Origin of the sequence: Paenibacillus sp. 2TAB19, from assembly GCF_052115185.1 — a bacterium.
In the GTDB taxonomy this organism is placed as follows: domain Bacteria; phylum Bacillota; class Bacilli; order Paenibacillales; family Paenibacillaceae; genus Pristimantibacillus.
The window spans coordinates 25904-44598 of the sequence record NZ_JBFRGE010000057.1 but is presented as its reverse complement, the minus strand read 5'-3'; the positions used below and the strand labels follow the sequence as shown (position 1 = coordinate 44598).

12 protein-coding genes and 1 pseudogene are annotated in these 18695 nt (G+C 52.4%); 8 read left to right on the top strand and 5 right to left on the bottom strand.

Features of this window, described 5'->3' with window-relative positions:
* The 3 genes and pseudogenes from AB4Z33_RS22090 to AB4Z33_RS22080 form a co-directional block, all read left to right on the top strand.
* A pseudogene (locus tag AB4Z33_RS22090) lies at positions 1-108 on the top strand (arabinose transporter permease); the annotation flags it as partial.
* Between the two features lie 29 nt (positions 109-137).
* Complete coding sequence (locus AB4Z33_RS22085) at positions 138-2111, top strand: glycoside hydrolase family 127 protein (RefSeq protein WP_442051957.1); 1974 nt, start codon at positions 138-140, stop codon at positions 2109-2111.
* A gap of 250 nt (positions 2112-2361) precedes the next feature.
* Positions 2362-6426, top strand: a complete 4065-nt coding sequence (locus tag AB4Z33_RS22080) for a DUF5695 domain-containing protein (RefSeq protein ID WP_442051956.1) — start codon at positions 2362-2364, stop codon at positions 6424-6426.
* A 64-nt stretch (positions 6427-6490) separates the two neighbouring features.
* Here the strand turns inward: AB4Z33_RS22080 and AB4Z33_RS22075 are convergent, their stop codons facing one another.
* The 5 genes from AB4Z33_RS22075 to AB4Z33_RS22055 are packed head-to-tail and all read right to left on the bottom strand — an operon-like array spanning position 6491 to position 12715.
* Positions 6491-7333 (bottom strand): sugar ABC transporter permease, encoded by an 843-nt coding sequence (locus AB4Z33_RS22075; RefSeq protein WP_442051955.1) that lies wholly within the window; start codon positions 7331-7333, stop codon positions 6491-6493.
* Positions 7330-8652: a carbohydrate ABC transporter permease gene (locus AB4Z33_RS22070; RefSeq protein WP_442051954.1), complete on the bottom strand. Its 1323-nt coding sequence runs from the start codon at positions 8650-8652 to the stop codon at positions 7330-7332. Before AB4Z33_RS22070 ends, AB4Z33_RS22075 begins: the two co-directional genes overlap by 4 nt.
* A 1-nt stretch (position 8653) precedes the next feature.
* Positions 8654-10006: a sugar ABC transporter substrate-binding protein gene (locus AB4Z33_RS22065; RefSeq protein WP_442051953.1), complete on the bottom strand. Its 1353-nt coding sequence runs from the start codon at positions 10004-10006 to the stop codon at positions 8654-8656.
* Between the two features lie 25 nt (positions 10007-10031).
* Positions 10032-11366, bottom strand: a complete 1335-nt coding sequence (locus tag AB4Z33_RS22060) for an alpha/beta hydrolase (RefSeq protein WP_442051952.1) — start codon at positions 11364-11366, stop codon at positions 10032-10034.
* The gene (locus tag AB4Z33_RS22055; protein ID WP_442051951.1) at positions 11366-12715 is read right to left on the bottom strand and encodes an alpha/beta hydrolase; all 1350 of its coding nucleotides are present in this window, start codon (positions 12713-12715) and stop codon (positions 11366-11368) included. Before AB4Z33_RS22055 ends, AB4Z33_RS22060 begins: the two co-directional genes overlap by 1 nt.
* A 174-nt stretch (positions 12716-12889) precedes the next feature.
* Between AB4Z33_RS22055 and AB4Z33_RS22050 the strand changes: the two genes are divergently transcribed.
* From AB4Z33_RS22050 to AB4Z33_RS22030, 5 genes are all read left to right on the top strand, one after another.
* Complete coding sequence (locus AB4Z33_RS22050) at positions 12890-13825, top strand: LacI family DNA-binding transcriptional regulator (RefSeq protein WP_442051950.1); 936 nt, start codon at positions 12890-12892, stop codon at positions 13823-13825.
* 161 nt (positions 13826-13986) lie between these two features.
* Positions 13987-14955 (top strand): alpha/beta fold hydrolase, encoded by a 969-nt coding sequence (locus AB4Z33_RS22045; protein WP_442051949.1) that lies wholly within the window; start codon positions 13987-13989, stop codon positions 14953-14955.
* 195 nt (positions 14956-15150) lie between these two features.
* Positions 15151-16089, top strand: coding sequence for an ABC transporter permease (locus AB4Z33_RS22040; protein ID WP_442051948.1), 939 nt, complete (start codon positions 15151-15153; stop codon positions 16087-16089).
* A gap of 10 nt (positions 16090-16099) precedes the next feature.
* On the top strand, positions 16100-16981 hold the full coding sequence (locus AB4Z33_RS22035; RefSeq protein WP_442051947.1) for a carbohydrate ABC transporter permease: 882 nt from the start codon (positions 16100-16102) through the stop codon (positions 16979-16981).
* Positions 16982-17076: 95 nt separating this feature from the next.
* On the top strand, positions 17077-18666 hold the full coding sequence (locus AB4Z33_RS22030; protein WP_442051946.1) for an extracellular solute-binding protein: 1590 nt from the start codon (positions 17077-17079) through the stop codon (positions 18664-18666).
* Positions 18667-18695 lie beyond the last annotated feature (29 nt).

The window sequence follows — 18695 nt, the reverse complement described above, 5'->3', positions numbered from 1 at the left end:
GTTCTTCTAGCAGGCGCCATTCTAACCATATTACCTATTCTTTTGCTATTCCTATTCTTTCAGCGATTCTTTATTGAAGGCTTAACKGTAGGCGGCGTGAAGGGATAACGATAGAGAGAAAAGGAGAGATCGCCACTATGAAAGCGCAGCATTCAGATCCGGTTCAACCGGGCGTACGCAAAGTAACGATACAGGACAGCTTCTGGTCCGACTATATACAGCTTGTTCGAAGCGTGGTTGTGCCCTATCAATGGGAGGTATTGAATGATCGCGTCGCGGAGGCTGAGCCCAGCCATGCGATCCGGAATTTCAAGATCGCCGCAGGCTTGGAGAAGGGCGAGTTCTATGGAATGGTGTTCCAAGACAGTGATGTGGCGAAGTGGCTGGAGGCTGTATCCTATTTGTTGGAAAGTGAACCTGATTCGGAATTGGAGTCTCTAGCGGATGCCGTCGTTGAGCTGATTGTACGGGCACAGCAGCCTGACGGCTACGTGAATACTTACTTTACGATAAAAGAAAAGGACCAACGCTGGAGCAACCTGGCCGAATGCCATGAGCTCTACTGCGCGGGCCATCTCATAGAAGCAGCCGTCGCGTATTCGAATGCGACGGGCAAACGGGCGATCCTCGATGTGGCTTGCAGGTTCGCCGATTATATTGGCAACGTGTTCGGAGACGAGCCTGGCAAGCTGAACGGATATGACGGCCATCAGGAAATCGAGCTGGCGCTCGTCAAGCTCTATCATGCAACGGGACGGCAGTCTTACTTGGAGCTTAGCCGGTACTTTCTGAATCAGCGCGGGGCGAAGCCGAACTTCTATAACGAGCAATGGGAAGAGCGCGGCCGGACGGTTCACTTTCCGCAGCTGCAAATGTCTCACGATCTGGAATACAGCCAATCCCATCTCCCGGTCAAGGAGCAAGATCATGCGGTCGGTCATGCTGTGCGTCTCGTCTATATGTGCACGGCGATGGCCGATATTGCGGCGGAGACCGGCGACGAAGAACTTCTTGCCGCCTGCAAAAGGCTGTGGGCGAGCATCGTTGCGAAGCGCATGTATTTAACGGGAGCGATCGGCTCTATGGCGCATGGCGAGTCGTTTACGCAGGATTACGATTTGCCGAGCGATACCGCTTACGCCGAGACATGCGCGTCTATCGGACTCATTTTCTTCGCGCAGCGGATGCTGCAAATCGAGCCGAGCAGCGAATACGCGAACGTGATGGAACGGGCGCTGTACAACACGGTCGTCAGCGGGATGTCCAGGGACGGCAAGCAGTTTTTTTATGTGAATCCGCTTGAGGTGTATCCGCCCGTGCTTGGCAAAAACAAAAATTACGATCATGTGCAGCCACGCAGGCAAGGCTGGTTTGGCTGTGCGTGCTGTCCTCCTAATATTGCAAGACTACTGGCTTCGCTCGGCCAATACGTCTACACCGTCAAGGATGAGACGATCTATACGCATTTATACATCGGCGGTATAGCGCAATTCGAGCTAGGCACTTGTGCTGTGACGCTAGAGCAACGCTCCGACTATGCATGGGATGGAGCAGCATCGTTTCACTTTACGGTGCCGCGTGCAACAGCATTCACGCTCGCGCTGCGCATCCCGGATTGGAGCGGGGGAATTAAGCATCTGCGGGTGAACGGCTCCGAATACCTCTATGACGCGAAGGAAATAGAGAAAGGTTATATTCGATTGAACCGATTATGGAGTATCGGCGATACGGTCGAAGTCTCGTTCGAAATGCCCGTTCTCCGCATGCAAGGTCATCCGCTCATCCGTCAGACGGCAGGTAAGGTGGCGCTGCAGCGTGGGCCGTTCGTCTATTGTCTGGAAGAAGCGGATAACGGCGGGCAGCTCTATCAATTATCGTTGCCGGCAACCAGCGAACCTGCTGTTTACTTCGAAGAAGAGCTGTTAGGCGGCATGCAGGTCATTAAGGCACAGGGCGAACGGCGCAGTTCGACGCCGTGGCAGGAAGAGCTCTATCGTCCGGACGCGCAATGGTTGCAGGAGAAGACCGAGCTGACCTTTATCCCTTATTACGCCTGGGCGAACAGAGAGCCTGGCGAGATGACCGTATGGACGAATCATTCCGCTAATTGATACGTCACCATGAATAACGACACCCCCTATTTCCGGCAGCAGGCAATCGACATGCTTAAGCTCTGAGAGGTAGGGGGTTTTTTGTAAGCCCAAAAAAGCCATGAGAGGGGGTGATACGGTCAGCCATTGTCATTAGGAGGAGGTGACGTGTATGGCATTGCGCATGCAATCGCCAGATGGAAACGATAGCCAGACACCATGATGTGGACAAATGCTGCACAAAAAATCCGATATACAGGAGGCTCTATTTATGTGGAATCAAGCCCTGCCCTTTCACCGGAGATGGATGTTACTTGCAGCGTCATTTTTTGTAACCGCTTCATTTATCGTTATTTATCCTCAAATCGCTTCTGCCTACACGCTAACCGACAGCAACTTCAATATTACGACGGGAACGCATGGCGAGATTAACTCCTTAAGACTCGTCGGCGACACATTCAACACCCAATACGTCATGAATCCGACCGTAACGCCGAACCAGAATACGGCAGACCATCAATGGCTGGGCGAGCTGATTTTCAAATACCGCCTCGGCAATGGGGCTTGGCAAACGGCGATGACCCAAAGCTCCGCCGATGCCAGAACGCAGGCCCAAAGCGGCAATACCGCAACCATTACGTATCAAAATTCAACAAACGCGAACGGGATCAAAAACTTCAAGCTCGTTAATAAGTACTCTCTTGTTAGCGACTATTTCCTATGGGAATTCGAAATGACGAACACGAGCACGCAAACGATCGAATTCGGCGATGTTGGACTACCGCTTCCGTTTAACGAATTCTGGACGGGCGGAAGCAACGAGCAAATCTACGAATCGAGGGTACTGACGCATTCCTTCGTGGGCAATAACAGCTCCTACATTACGGTCGGACGTCCAAGCGGTATCGGTCCTTCGCTGCTCATGGTGCCTGATGCCAGCACGGGTGCAGGCTTCGAGTATCAGGATCGCTGGAGAGTCGAAGAGCATCCGGGCAGCATGTGGGCCATGGATCAAGGCGGCTGGATCGAAGGGCTGAACGTGTTCTATATCCACTCCAATGTCATCAAGAGCACGAACCGCGGCTATTTGCCGAATACGAGCCTGACGCTCGCGCCGGGCGCAAGCAAGAAATACGCGTTCAAGTTTTTTAAGGTGACCGGCGAGAACCAGGTAAAGGATCGCCTATACAGCGAAGGCCTCATTGACGTGACGGTCGTGCCGGGTATGATGGTTCCTACGGACCAAACGGCGAAGTTCGACCTGCACACGACGAAGACGATTAACTCGATAGTCGCGCAATATCCGTCCGAGACGACAATCACCTCGTTAGGGACGACCGGAACGAATCACAAAATTTATTCCATCCAGATGAACAGGCTCGGTCCAAACAACGTAACGGTGAACTATGGCAATGGGGAGAAAACGGTGCTGCAGTTCTACGCGATCGAACCGATCGGCGATGCTCTTCAGCGGCACTCGACGTTCATGGTCAACAGCACGCAATGGAATGTTCCAGGCGATCTTAGGGATAAAGTGTTCGACGACTGGATGATGAATACGAATTCCAAGCGCAACGTGTTCAATGGCTATTGGGGTTGGGGTGATGACTGGGGCTTGACTCACGGCCAGTTCCTAGCGGAGAAAAACGTTCAGACACCTGTAGCTTCCGAGGTTCAGGCCGTCGACGACTATTTAACGGTAGCGATCTGGCAGAACCTGATGGGCGAGCACCAAACGGACTATCTCATTCACGACTTCCTCATGCCGGATCCGAACGATACGCCTACGTATCGCGGTTATGCCTATCCTCATATTTACAATACCTACTTCAGCATGTACAAGATCGCGAAGCTCTACCCGGATCTGATCACGTACGACAATCCGCGAAATACGTACCTGCTTCGGGCTTATAACATATTTAACGCTCTCTATGGATCGGGGGTCGCCTACAACTGGAATACGGGGCTTATGGGCGAGCTGACGACGCCGGAAATCATCAAGGCGCTTCAGGATGAAGGCTACACGACGCAAGCGAACAGCATCATTACCAAAATGGCTACCAAATACAACAACTTCGCCAATACGACCTATCCGTACGGCTCCGAATACAACTACGACAACACCGGCGAAGAAGCCGTGTATACCCTCGCCAAGATGAACAACAACACTACAATGAAGAGCAAAATCAATACGAAGACGCGCGCGGCTCGCGGACAGATGCCGATCTGGTACTACTACACTTCGCCGGTGACGATTACGGGCGAGAACTGGTGGAACTTCCAGTACACCGTTTCATTGGCCGGTTACGCGATGGACGATTGGATTCGCTTCCACTCCACGACTCCCGAGGTGGAGCAGCGATTGTCCTATGCGGCCAAGATCGCGAACATCGGCGCGATCAATTCGGGTCAGATCAGCTCCGACCCGGCTGATATCGGCGCCGTAGCCTGGACTTACCAAGCGGAGAAAGGCAATTACAATGCGCTAGGTCACGGCGGCGGTCCGCTGCAGAACGGCTGGAGAGGCATGTCCGGCGAGGCTGACCTCGGTTTGTTCGGCGCAATCAAGATTCTAAGCTCCGACGTTGCGGTCGATCCGATATTCGGTCTGTACTGCTACGGCTGCGAAGTAGCGAACACCAGCACAACCTACACAGTCGTGCCGAAGGATGGCGTATTCCAACGCTTGAACCTCATTACCGAGAAATTCGGTATGGAGCTGGAGCGGGACAAATATACGACGGCAACGGTTGCGAAGGCGAAAAATGCGGTTAATTTCACGCTCAAGAGCTCGACGCCGGGCACAGCCCACTCGACAAAAGTGACCTTTAGAGGTCTCGCTGCAGGCAGCTATAATATTTTAGTTAATAACGTTGCTGTTGGTTCCGTCAATGCGGTCAATAACGTCAATGCGACGATTACCCTGAATATCGGCACTGCGGCAACGTACAACATTTCGCTGCAGCAAGGCACGCCGCTTCCGAATACGGCGCCTGTCGTTGATGCCGGCTCGAATGGCACTTTCACGCTGCCGTCAACGGTTGCTCTTGCCGGAACGGTGAGCGACGATGGATTGCCGAGCGGCACGGTCGCAACGACTTGGACGCTGGTAAGCGGACCTGGAACGGCTGCCATCGCGAACAGCGCGGCGTTGAATACAACGGCTACCGTAACGGCAGCGGGAACCTATGTCTTCCAGCTGAGCGCAAGCGATGGAAGCTTGTCAGCTAACGACACCGTTACGCATACGGTTAATCCGGCTGCTCCGGTGCCGGAGGTTATCGCAAGCTACGCCTTTAATGAAACGAGCGGCACCGCAGCCAGCGATTCTTCCGGCAACGGCAAGCATGCGACGCTAACGGGCGGAACAGCTTGGTCGGCGGGCAAGACGGGCAACGGGCTAGAATTGAACGGCAGCAACGCCTATGCCAGTCTGCCAGCGGGTATCGTCAGCAACTTGAACGATTTCACGATTGCGACATGGGTGAAGGTGGATACTTTGAGCGATTGGTCGCGCATCTTCGACTTTGGCACGGGGACAACGAATTATATGTTCCTAGCGCCTAGAGCAGGCGGATCGGGACTGCGATTCGGCATTACGACAGGAGGGAACGGATCGGAGCAGCAGCTTAACGCGCCTGCTTTGCCGACTGGCGTCTGGAAGCATGTTGCCGTTACGCTCACGGGCACGACAGGACGTCTGTATGTTGACGGAGCGCTTGCCGCAACGAATACGGGCATGACCTTGAAGCCTTCAAGTCTTGGCAGCACGACCGCGAACTACATCGGCAAATCGCAATTTTCGGATCCGTATTTGGACGGCATGGTCGACGACTTCAACATTTACAGCCGGGCGCTCAGCGGTACGGAGATCAGCACCTTATTCAGCGGCTCGCCGTCAGCCGCCGACATTGCGCCGCTTGGAGTCGCTACGACCTCCTTTGTATCGACTTGGGAAAGCCTTGCCGGTTTGAATGACGGCTATGCGCCGACAAGTTCGGCAGATCGCGGCCATCCGGTATACGGCAACTGGAACAATCCGAATACGACGCAGTGGGTGCAATACGATTTCTCGCAAAATTACACGATATCCGGCATTCAAGTCTATTGGTTCGACGACAATGGGGGGATCGACCTGCCGGCATCGTATACGATCCAATACTGGGACGGTACGGCTTGGGTGAACGTCTCAAGCCCGTCGGGGCTTGGCGTTCTTGCGGACCAGTACAACGCAACGACGTTCACGCCGGTATCGACGAACAAGATCCGGATCAACGTAACGGCGAAAGCGACGACATCGACAGGTATTTCATCTTGGAAAGTATTAGGGTATTAAAGTGAAAGAGGGGCTTTCCCGAGGGGTCAGATTGTCGACCTCTACGGAAAGCCCTTTTTTTCGATTAACCTTTATTGGATCCGGACGTCAGTCCATCGACAAAGTAGCGCTGCAAGTACATGAACAGCAGCGTGATCGGAATCGCGATAAGCACGGCCCCAGCCGCGAACAGCGTAAAATAGGCGTTTTGGTATGAATTGACCATATCGTACAGCCCGACGGCAACCGTCCATTTTTCCTTGGATCGCAGCACGAGGCTGGCGAATATAAAGTCTACCCATGCGCCGGTAAAGGCGGTCAATGCGACGAATACCAGCATCGGCTTGGACAGGGGCAGCATAATGCTCGTGAACACACGCAGATTGCTGGCGCCGTCGATGCGGGCAGCCTCCTCGATGCCTTTCGGCAGCGTATCAAAGAAACCTTTGGCCACGAACAGATTGAAGATGACCGATCCGAACGAATATACGATGACCAGCGCCGTATGGGTATTCAGCAGACCTACCTGCATAAGCAGAATATAAACGGCTACCATGCTCATAAATCCAGGGAACATGCCGAGGATGAGCATCAAGGTTAAGGAGGCTTTCCTGAACGGGAAACGGAATCTAGACAAAGCATAAGCAGAGACCGTGACGAGAAGCGTGCTGAAGATCATGCTGAACACGGCCACTTTGAAAGTGTTGAAATACCAGGTTGCGAACATCAGGCTCTCGGAATGGAACAATTCCGCATAATGGCCAAGCGTCAAGCTTTTCGGAATAAACGTTTCGCTGTAGAGCGATTTGCCGGGCTTGAAGGAGGAGATGACGACCCACGCGGCGGGATACAAGCTCCAGCAGACGACGGCGAGCAGAAAAGCATAGCTGGCGTATACGCGTATTTTGGTCGCTGCTTTCATGCTCATTGAATCATCTCCTCATCCTTGAACGATTTCGTTTGTCTATAGTTCCATATGGAAAAGCCGGCGATGATGATGAACAAAATGATGCCGATCGCCGAAGCGATATTGTAAATGTTGTTGTTAAGAGTTAGCTTGTATAGCCAAGTAATCAACAGATCGGTATGACCCGCGTATTGGTACTGCGGATTCGACGGACCGCCGTTCGTAAGCAAATAAATGACGTTGAAGTTGTTGAAATTGCCCGCGGTTTGGATGATCATAATCGGTGCAATCGCGAACAGCAGAATCGGGAACGTCACGATTTTTCCTTGCTGCCAGCGTCCGGCGCCTTCGACCTTCGCGGCTTCGTACAAATCGGCCGGAATCGTCGACAGAACGCTGCTGACGAGAAGGAAGGACAACGGCATCCCGATCCATATGTTAACGATGATGACCGTGAGCTTAGCCCAATAGGGATCGGTCAGCCAAGGCAGCTGTCCCAACCCGAAGTAAGACAGATACTGGTTAATGGGGCCGAACTTGCCGTTAAACATCATTTTCATCGCCAGCAAAGAGATCATTTGGGGAATGGCGTACGGTATGATGACAGCCGTTCTCCATGCCCCTTTCAGCCTGATTTCCTTCTGCGAAAGGACGAGCGCGACGATCAAGCCGCTTGCGAACGTCGTTACGGTCGCGACCGCAGCCCATATTACCGTCCAGCCAAGCACGCCGACGAACGTACTGCTCCAGCTTTTCAACCGAAAAAGCTGCACGAACGAGTCGAACCCGACCCAATCCACTAGATTGCCCGGCGGAATATGGTGCGGCGAGGAATAGTTGGTGAAAGCGAGCAGAATCATGAACACGATCGGCAATATCGTAATGAATAGAATGCCCGCTGCCGGAACGAACAGCAGCAGCTGCGCGAACTTGAAGTCGTGAATAAACGTTAGCGTTTGCCTGAAGCCGGACGGGGAGCATCCGTTATCGCGTAGACGACCGGTACGATAAGCGTCCCTAATCGAGCTGGCGTATAGGAACAGGGCCAGCATGAAAAGAAAGAGCACGATCAAGCTTTCGATCATTAAGTTAATCGAATGGTCGCCGGCGATATGCTGCGATTTGCCGTTGACCTCGACGAGGCGGGAAGGGGCTTCCCCGAGCGTGGAGATTCCCCAGACCGCATGCCCCAAGGTGCTGCCGAAGTAAATTGCCGCCGCCGCGCTTACGGCGACGAGCAACATTCCTTTTATCCATTGCCGGTTGTACAATTGCCCGATGCCTGGTGTCAGTGCCGAGAGGAGGGCTGCGGCCAGCCGATGTTTGCTGTTCGGTTGCATGTTAGAATGGAKCCTCCGGCGATTGTTCCGGCTGCTGGGCGTTAAGCGCAATGGCATCCTTGATTTGCTTTACGGCCCGGTCCAGCGTTTGCTTGATGTCCTTGCCCTCCCAAATTTCGACCATGGCAGCATCCATCGGAACCCAAACGCCGCTAACCTCGGGAACGGACGGGGCCGGGTGCGAGCCGCTGAACTGCTTGTAAAATGCACTCGTGATTTCATCAGCTTGAATAACGGAGTTGCCAGCCGCTTCCTTGTGCGTAGGAACGGCGCCCGTAAGCTCGTAATTAAGCAGTTGAGCCGATTGGGTGGAAGCGAATCTCGCGAATAGTTTGGCTGCGTTCGGGTATTTGCTATAAGCGCTTACATACCACGAGTTGACTTGGGAAAGCGTAACGGATTCGTTGCCCGCGATGGCCGGAATCGGAGCAACGCCGAAGTTGACGCCAGCTTGCCGGAACGTATCGATAAACCAGGAGCCGGTAACGTTCATCGCTACGCTGCCTTCGCTGAACAACGTAGTTTTGATATCGCTGGCGATATCGCCTGCGGTTACGGGAAGCACTTCCTTGCGCAGAGACGCGAACGTTTCCATGCCTTTTATCGCGCCGTCGTTGTTAAGACCGATGTCTCCCGCGTCGGTGCCGTTTTTGCCGAATATATAGCCGCCGGTAGAGCCGATGAACGGGTAGCTGAAGTAGAAGAAGGGCGCATCGAACATGAACGCGTATTTATTGTTCGCGGTGTCGTTGAACGTTTTGGCATACTCGATTACCTCTTCCATCGTAGCCGGAGGTTCGCTGATCAAGTCCTTGTTATAGAACATCGCGTAAGTCATGACCTTAATGGGATAGCCGTACAGCTTATCCTTATAGGATGCGGTCGCGATCGCGACTTCCTCGTGCTCGGCTTTCGTTACCGCTTCGAATTCGTCGTTAGGCAAAATAAGTCCGGCGCTCGCCGCTTTGCCAAGATGATCCTGCGAGGTCGTAATGACGTCTGCGGCCAGGCCGGCTGGGCCATCCAACTCGAACTTGCCGATCTGATCCATGGTGCCGAGCTCCTGCATCGTCACTTCCACGCCGTAAATTTCCGTAAATTGTTTCATAATGGCTTCGACGAACGGCCTTGCTTCCTTGCTTTCCCAGACTAACAGCTTCGCGCCGAGTTCGGGCGTCAGCTCCGTATCCAGCTTCTCGAATTTCAGATCGAACTGGCCTTGCGGCGCATCGTTATTGGATTTCGGGCTTTCCTGCCCGGTTTGATTGGAGCATGCGGCAGTAAGGACGAGAGATAACGATAAGCTGCAAAGCGCGAGCCTTGCTCCCGTGCGGGCCGATAGATTACTCTTCATGGTCATTCCTCCGATTGTTCATGTCTTATAGGGTATTTCCTTGAACCCAGCCTTTCACTTCGTACCGGATCTTCAGATTTTCATTCGCAATGAATCTGCGCTTCGGCAATTCGGCGCCTCCGGCATCCGTCTCCTGCATCCCCGAATAATCGCAGATACGGAATGAATATCCCGTGCCTCTAGGAAGGGAGAAGCGTCTTCTATAGATTTGACGGCCCGTTCTCTGGAGCTCAACTCCGGCGTGGATCTTGGCATCATGTGGAGTGTCCGCCGGTACGATGACCTTAAGCTCCACTGTTACTTGCGGAGGCAGCTCATCGATTACCGCAAGGAGATGCTCGCTCTTTAGGCCGAAACGGCTGTACTCCACGTGATAACGTCCTGTTTTGGCAGCGAGAATGGTTCCTTGGGGAGTAATACGGACGCCTTCTCTCGGTATGACGCTGAATGCCGCATGAAGATCGACGATATTTAAACCGCTTTCATATTGAACGATCGGATACAGACAGCTCTTTGCCCCGTTGAGGGCAGCAAGCTCGTCGCCAATCAATAGGACGGCCGCGGGGGCGCCTTTGTCGCCGAAGAAACCGATCAAAGGGCCGTGGACTCTCGATTCCCAGGCGGCTTCGTTATGCTCTGCGGTCGGCTCGTAACAAAAGTGCAAGTCGTCTCCCGAACGGTATCCGAGCTGGATGAAATGTTCCGCCATGCTTCTTACATGGGCAGCCAGCACGGTCATCCCTTCCATGCCGCCGACATCGATCCAAAGCTTAAGCGGCTGTTTCTTCTCGAATTGCAGCGCGATGGGGCTATGCTGCATCTTCTCTTCGTCGTATTGGGCGAAATAAGGAGAGAGCATGGCCAGCATGCCGAACACGTCGGGACGGCGAAATCCGATATGATACGTGACGAGTCCTCCTCTGGAGGAGCCCATGAGCGCCGTATGCCGACTTTCCCGTTTCGTCCGGTACGTACGGTCGATATGGGGCTTTAACTCCTCGACCAAGAAACGTTCATACAATTCGCCGCAGCATGGATAGTCCAACTCGGCGGCGAACGGTCCGTTGTGGGCAAATTCGCTGTTTCTGGCAATGCCCATGTTGGATACCGCGACGACGACCAACTTCTCGATACGCCGCTCGGAAATCAATTGGTCGCATATAACGTGAAGATTCCACGTCTGCCCGTTGAACGCTTTGGCAAATACGTTCTGTCCGTCGTGCACGTACATAACCGGATACGATGCTTCCGGTTCCTGGTCGTAGCCCGGGGGCAAATAAACGAAAACATCTCTATCGTTGTTTAAGCAAACAGAATGGAAGGAGGTGATCGTCTCTATTCGAGATTGCACGTTCATCATTATTGCTCCTTTCCTATGTTGACGGGGTTTAAGTCTATCCAGTTGTTGACAGTATAGCTGACTTTTTTGTCGGCGTCCGCTACGAGCCGTCTATACGGAATCGGCCTGAACTCCCCATCGACTTCTTCTTTCTCGTACCCTCTCGTGATGAGGAAGTCGAAAACCAGATTTCGCGGCAACCGGATCGCCCCTCCGTATAACCCCTTCTCAAGCTTGGGGATTCCGAAGGTCGCATAGATTTCTGCGTCTTCCGGCGTGGAAGGCGGTACGCGAACTTCCAACTCAATCGTTACGGTTTCCGATAATTGTTCCGTTACGGTATACGGCTTGGATGTTTGTAAGCCGTCGTACTCGTATACGACCGTCGCGCTCCCCGGTTGTTTGGGCAGCAGCCGCCCATTGGGAGCAACGTCCATGATTTGAGGCTGCAACGAGCGATAGCGGCCGGACAAGTCGCTGAACCGCAGCCCGCTACCCAGCGTAACCACCGCATTGGCATAGGTAGTCGGGCCGACAATGCCAACAAGATCAGGACCCTCAAGCGCCACGCTTGTGGCAACGCCTTTGCCGCCGAAGAAATGAAGCAGCGGCATATGCGCCCTCCGGCCCCAGTCCCATTCGGAATGGGCGGCTTCCTTGTCTTGGAAGTAATAAAGCTCCTCGCCCTGCTTCCAGCCCTCGTTCAGCATAGCCTCGGCTGCCGCCTGAACATGGACAGGCATGAAGAAACCTTCCGCGCCGCCGATATCCAACCATAATTTTTGTCCTTCGTTGTACGGATACAACCGATATTGCGGATTTTCCTTCAGCGTACTCGGTTCAACTTGAATGAAGAAAGGGGACAGGATGCCAAGCAGGCCGAATACGTTCGGATTGCGCAGGCCGATATTGTAAGTCGCGATACCGGCTGCGGAAGATCCCATCAGCGCGGTATGGGCAGCGTCGGTTAACGTTCGGAAACGGCCGTCTATCATTGGCTTGAGTTCTTTCACCAGAAAGTGCTCGTATTGCTTCCCTGTGCAGCGAATCGGATATGCGCAAAGGTCATGGAAATATTCGCTTGTTCCATCTTCGAATTTATGCTCGACGGCAACGATGATGATCGGCCGGATCAAGCCGTCGGCGATCAAGCGATCCGCAATCCGGTGCATCGCCCAGGATTCGCCGGATTGCTTCCGCGGCTCGAACACATGCTGTCCGACGTGCATGTACAGCACGGGATAACGGGCGTCCGCCTTTTCTTCATATCCGGCGGGCAAATAAACGTAAATTTCTCTTTCGTTGCCTAGACGGGAAGCACGGATCCCCGGAAGAACAATCAATTGCGACGTTTGAACGGAATTAGACATGCGTTACGTCCTTTCTATTGCGATTATAGCGTGATTCGATTGTTACTTAACCGGTTAAGTTAAGCTTAGTATAGGGGAAGCCCAATTGACTGTCAACTGCTCGAATTGACATTTTTCCAATGCGGGATTTATGATTAGCTGAGCTTATAATTCGGATAAGGCGGTTCTAATACGATGAAAAAAACGACGTTGAGGGACGTTGCCAAAGAAGCGGGCGTCTCTGTCGCTACGGTCAGTTACGTTCTTAACAATGTAAGCAAGCAAACGATTCCCGAAGAAACGAGACAGCGGGTATTCCAAGCCGCCAGCAAGTTGAAGTACGTTCAGAACCTGACGGCCAAGGCGCTATCACTCGGCAAAACGAACGTCCTCGGCGTCCTCATCGTCAGTCCTAACGATGCCATCGTTCCGAAGACGGTCAGCTACGGGGCATATCTCGACCGGCTGGAGCGGAGATGCAGGGAGAAAGGTTACCATCTGCTTGTATCGCAGCTCGATCCGTCTGAGCCGAGCCTTGATATAATCGCGGAGAGAAAGCTGGACGGTGTGTTTCTAATCGATGCCGTCGCGCATTCGTTTCATGCGATCTCCAGCCATCTTCAATACGGGTCGCCTTTGGTGCTCGTCGATGGCCGGATCAACGACCCTTTGTTTCGCGAAGTGATGCCGGATCTGCAAGGAATATCGGAGATCCTGAATAATCGAATGCTGCCCGGGGAGCCCTTAGCCCTCATACATGAGCAGCTTTCGAATGTACCCTATGAACAGTCGCTCCGTGATGCATTCGGGCTGGATGATTCAAGCATGCTCTTGGCAACGAGCGAGGAGGAAGTGTTGCGGTCCTTTATCGAGCGGCATTCGGACAAGTCTCTTGTCGTATTCAACGAATTCGTCGCGTTGCGGGCGTTACGCTATCGCAGCCCTGACAGCATCGTCGTCGTCTGCACGTCCGAGTGCCCGGAACTTCTGCCGGCGAAGATGAGAAAGCTTGTTCCGCTGCGCTCCAAGGCAGACGCCAGCTTCGACTTGATGAGCGATCTGCTGGTCTCGCCGTTCGGCTCGTCCGCTGAGGGGCGAATCGAGTACCGGGCGGAAGGTTTCGAAACATAATGGAAAAGGTTGCATACGTTCCCCAGCTGATGAGCTCGTCGGCAGGGGATTTTTTTGTGAAAAATTCGTTAAGCGAACCGAATAGCGATATTTCCAAGTAGAATAAGGAAAGGGAAATAAATCCAATGCAAGACGGACGACTATTAGGGGGAAACGCGACGATGTGGAGACGGGTAAGGAGTATAGCTTTATATGGAATAGCTCTACTATTTCTATTAGCAGTAGTTGGAGCCGTATATCAAAGGTACGGAGAACGGCATGATCGGTCGGATTATTCGCCTACGGGCAACGTGTACGACGTGTTCAATCGTCGGATGCACCTTTATGCGGATGGAGCGGGGGATACGACGGTCGTATTCGCCTCGGGCTGGGGGACGGCGAATCCGTACTCCGACTTCTATCCGCTCTACGAAGGACTTCGCGGCCATGTCCAACTCGCCGTATACGACAGGTTCGGCTACGGATATAGCGACACGACGGGCAGGAAAAGGGACATTGACAGCATAACGGACGAAATGCACGAGGTGCTGAGACAGTCCGGACAACAGCCTCCTTATGTGCTGGTCGGCCATTCACTCGGCGCACTGGAGATCATCCGTTACGCACAGCGATTCCCAGACGAAGTAAAAGGGATCGTGATGATCGACAGCGGCAGTCCGGAATATTACAAGGCAAGCTCTGCCTTAACCATCATTCCTATCGTCCAGCGCCTCGCTCTCAAGACCGGACTCATTCGTGCGTTGTATAGGTTCGATCGTTTCCAAGACAATGCCAACGACCAGCGCAACGCATTGAAGCTGCTCCCGCAGGAACTGACAGAGTTGGATCGCAAGTCTACCTTGCTGCTGCTGGGGAACCGGGACATGACAGACGAAATTCGTCAAAGCCGTCGGAATGCCGAAACCATTCTAAAGGATAAAKAGACGTTCGACTTTCCGCTTACGGTCTTATCGGCAGACTACTTTGGACAGTTTGCTAACGATAAGCTCTGGATCGATAGCCAAGCGGCATTCCCGGAGTGGTCGTCTGAGGGAAAGCAGATCATCGTGCCGGATTCCTCCCATTATATCCATCATTACAAACCGGATGTTGTTGTTGAGGAAATATTGAAGATTGCTCAGTCAAAATAGAAAACGCAATAGAAGCCATCATGCGTACGGCGGTTATGCCGGCCTCGTCACATCTTGTGACAAGGTCGGCATAACCGCCGTTTTTTTAATTCGTACGATTACTGCAGTAAATCGAATTCTGCTCACATTGTTGGGTGGGATGCCCCGTTCTATACTTAGCTTAAATTAAAAACAAGCCAACACAGGAGGCACAAAATGACAACCGTTCCGCAGCAATCAACCGTCCTTCCACGCAAGTTTTGGAGGTATCTCATCCGCCATCGCGCATTTTACATCATGCTGTTGCCGGGCATCTTGTTCTTCTTGCTTTTCAAATATTTCCCKCTGATGGGGAGCTTCATCGCTTTCCAAGACTACAATATTTTCAAAGGTTACGGGGGAAGCGAGTGGGTAGGGCTTAAGTGGTTCCATCAATTCGTCACGTATCCGAACTTCGGCCGCTTGATGAAAAACACGCTCATTATCAGCTTATACCAGGTCATATTCGCATTTCCGCTGCCGATTCTGCTAGCCGTCATGCTGAATGAAGTTCGTCACATGTTTTATAAGCGATTCGTTCAAACGCTTCTGTATTTGCCGCATTTCTTGTCTTGGACGATCGTATTCGGCCTCACTTATATGCTGCTCTCGCCGACGAACGGTTTGGTTAATCAGTTCCTTCATTCCCAGACGGGAGAGACGATCGCCTTCCTGCAGCAGCCCGAGTATTTCCGTTCGATCATCATTACATCGGGTATTTGGAAGGAGATGGGGTGGAACGCCATCATCTTCATAGCGGCTCTAGCCGGCATTAATCCTTCCCTATATGAAGCAGCCAAGATGGACGGCGCCAGCAGATGGAAGCAATTCCTTCATATTTCGCTGCCGGGTCTGCTTCCAGCCATTATGATTTTGCTGCTGCTGAAGCTCGGACATATTATGGATTCGGGATTCGAACAAATCTATCAATTCCTTAATCCGGCGACGTTCGAGACAGGTGACGTGCTTGATACTTATACGTACCGGGTCGGTATTTTGCAAGGGCAATACAGCATTACAACGGCAATCGGATTGTTCAAGTCCGTCATCGGATTCATCTTCCTAGTCGTAGCGAACCGGATTAGCAGATGGACAACAGGTGAAGGTATTTACTAGGAGGCCTAACATGAGAATCAGAAGATCAACAGGGGAAATTGTTTTCGATGTGTTCAATTATGTGCTGCTTGCCATATTTTGCTTGGCTATCGCGATACCGCTTCTGCATGTGGTAGCGGGCTCATTAAGCTCCAATGAAGCTATAACGCATTCGGAAGTGAAGCTGTGGCCCGTCGGACTGAATGTGGAGAACTATAAGTTCGTTATCCAAAATAGCGTGTTCTGGAAATCGTTCGGCGTTACCGTTGTTATCGTACTTGTCGGCACGGCAATTAATATGGCGATGACGCTGATCACCTCGTATCCGCTGTCCAAGACATGGCTTGGCGGACGCAAGTACATATTGCTCTTCATTATTTTCACGATGATATTCCAAGCGCCGATGGTACCGATGTACCTGCTGATTAAGGATCTTAACATGCTGAACAGCATATGGGCATTAATCGTTCCGAGCGCGTTAAGCGCTTTTAATATGATGCTGTGCATCACCTTCATAAGGTCGATACCGGAGGAGCTGTTCGAGGCCGCGAGAGTGGACGGCATGTCCGAATATCGTATTCTGTGGCGGATCGTAACACCGCTGTCGATGCCAATAAATGTGACTTTAATTTTGTTCTACGCTGTAGGACACTGGAATAATTACCTGGGTCCACTGCTCTACATTACCGATCGGGAGAAGCAGCCGCTGCAGCTGTACTTGTACAAGCTTATCTCTCAATTTGATATGGATTCCGCGGGAGGCCAGTCCGTCACGGAGCTGTCGTCGGCGATTACGCCGCAAGGGCTGCAGATGGCTACGATCGTCGTGGCGACGATTCCGATTATCGTCATCTACCCGTTCCTGCAGAAGCATTTCATCAAAGGCGCTTTGCTCGGCTCGGTGAAAGAGTAGCGATAGACGTACATCACGCCAAGGAGGTGATGCTTGCTAAACGTGCGATGCACAGCCATATTTAAGAATGACACTATTAGGGAGGGTCAACCAAAGTGAAACAATCGAATAAGAGAAAATTACTGGCAGTAGGCATCACCGTATTTACCTTGATCGCTTCAGCATGCGGTAATACAAGCAACAACGGCAATAATACGGGAGCTTCTGCTTCCCCGAATTCATCGCCTGCGGCGAATGCAACCGATGCTCCGTCGCAATCAGCCGATCCGGCTAAGATCAGCATCTTCGTATCCAACCATGCCCGTCAAATCCCGCCAGGCAAGTCGATGGAACTGCCGACGGTCAAATATCTTGCAGAAAAGACGAATACGAATCTCGACATTACGTTCCTGCCGCATGAAAATTACATGGAACAGCTGCGCCTTAAGTTCGCTTCCGGCGACCTTCCTGACGTACATATGGTATGGGGCATCGAGAACTCGGAGCTCGTCACCAATGACCTTGCTATCGATCTTAAGCCATATCTTGAGAAATACGGACAGAACCTATTGAAAAATACGCCGCAATCCGCATGGGACGCCGTAACCCTTAACGGTAAAATTTTGGCCATTCCGCAAGTTGCTCAAGGCAATGCGCCGGCAGAACGCGTCATCTTCGTCCGCAAGGATTGGATGGATAAGCTCGGTCTGCAAGCGCCTAAGACATCCGATGAATTCCTCGACATGCTGAGAGCATTCCGGGACAAAGATCCGAACGGCAATGGCAAGCAGGACGAAATTCCGTTCTCCAGCCGCGAGAAGTTCGAATGGGCCGACAACATCTTCGGCATGTACGGCGTCAATCTCGATTCGAACACGCTGATTAATGGCGAAGTGATGCCAGGCTTCGTAACGCCGAACATGAAGCAAGCGCTTGGCATGCTGCGGACCATGTATGAGGAGAAGCTGATCGATGCCGAGTTCCTGACGAATACAAGAGCGGTCTGGGATCAGAAGATTAAGTCCGACCTTGTCGGTTCTTGGAACCACGTTGTCTTCGGGGTATGGGAGCCATGGCAGAAGGAGCTTAACACCTTGCTAGCGGACAAAAACCCGAACGTTGTCGCCATTCCTACGCCGCACGGCGTCGGCTATGACGGAGAAGTCGGCCGCGTAGAGAAGTCGGTGCTGAAAACGTTCGTTGTGAACAAGGATGCGAAAAATCCGGAAGCGATTGTTAGCATGTTCGATTGGCTGATTTCGGAAGAGGGACAATTGTTCTCCGATCTGGGGATCGAAGGTCAGACGTTCACGAAAGAAGGCACGGAGCTTAAGTACGTGGGCGATAAGGAAGATGCCGACCTGCTCTGGAGACAAGATATTTTCACGATGCACGGATTCAATGAAGAAGCGCAGAAGGTCAAGATCAATAATGAAGAAGCGTTTAATAAGCTGATCGAAACGATCGGAATTTCCCGTAACGAAGGCATCACGAATCCTACAGCTGGCATGCCGCCATCCGAGGCGCTAACGAAAAACGCCGAGCTATCATACAAAGGCGGATTGTTCCAAGAGGCTGCAGCCAAAATCATTATCGGCGAGAAACCGCTCGATTACTTCGACGAGTTCGTAGCCAGCTGGAAGAAACAAGGCGGCGATGCTGCCATCAAAGAAATGACGGACTGGTATAACGCTAACCGTAACTAAATAACAAGCGGAACTCCCTCTTCCATGCC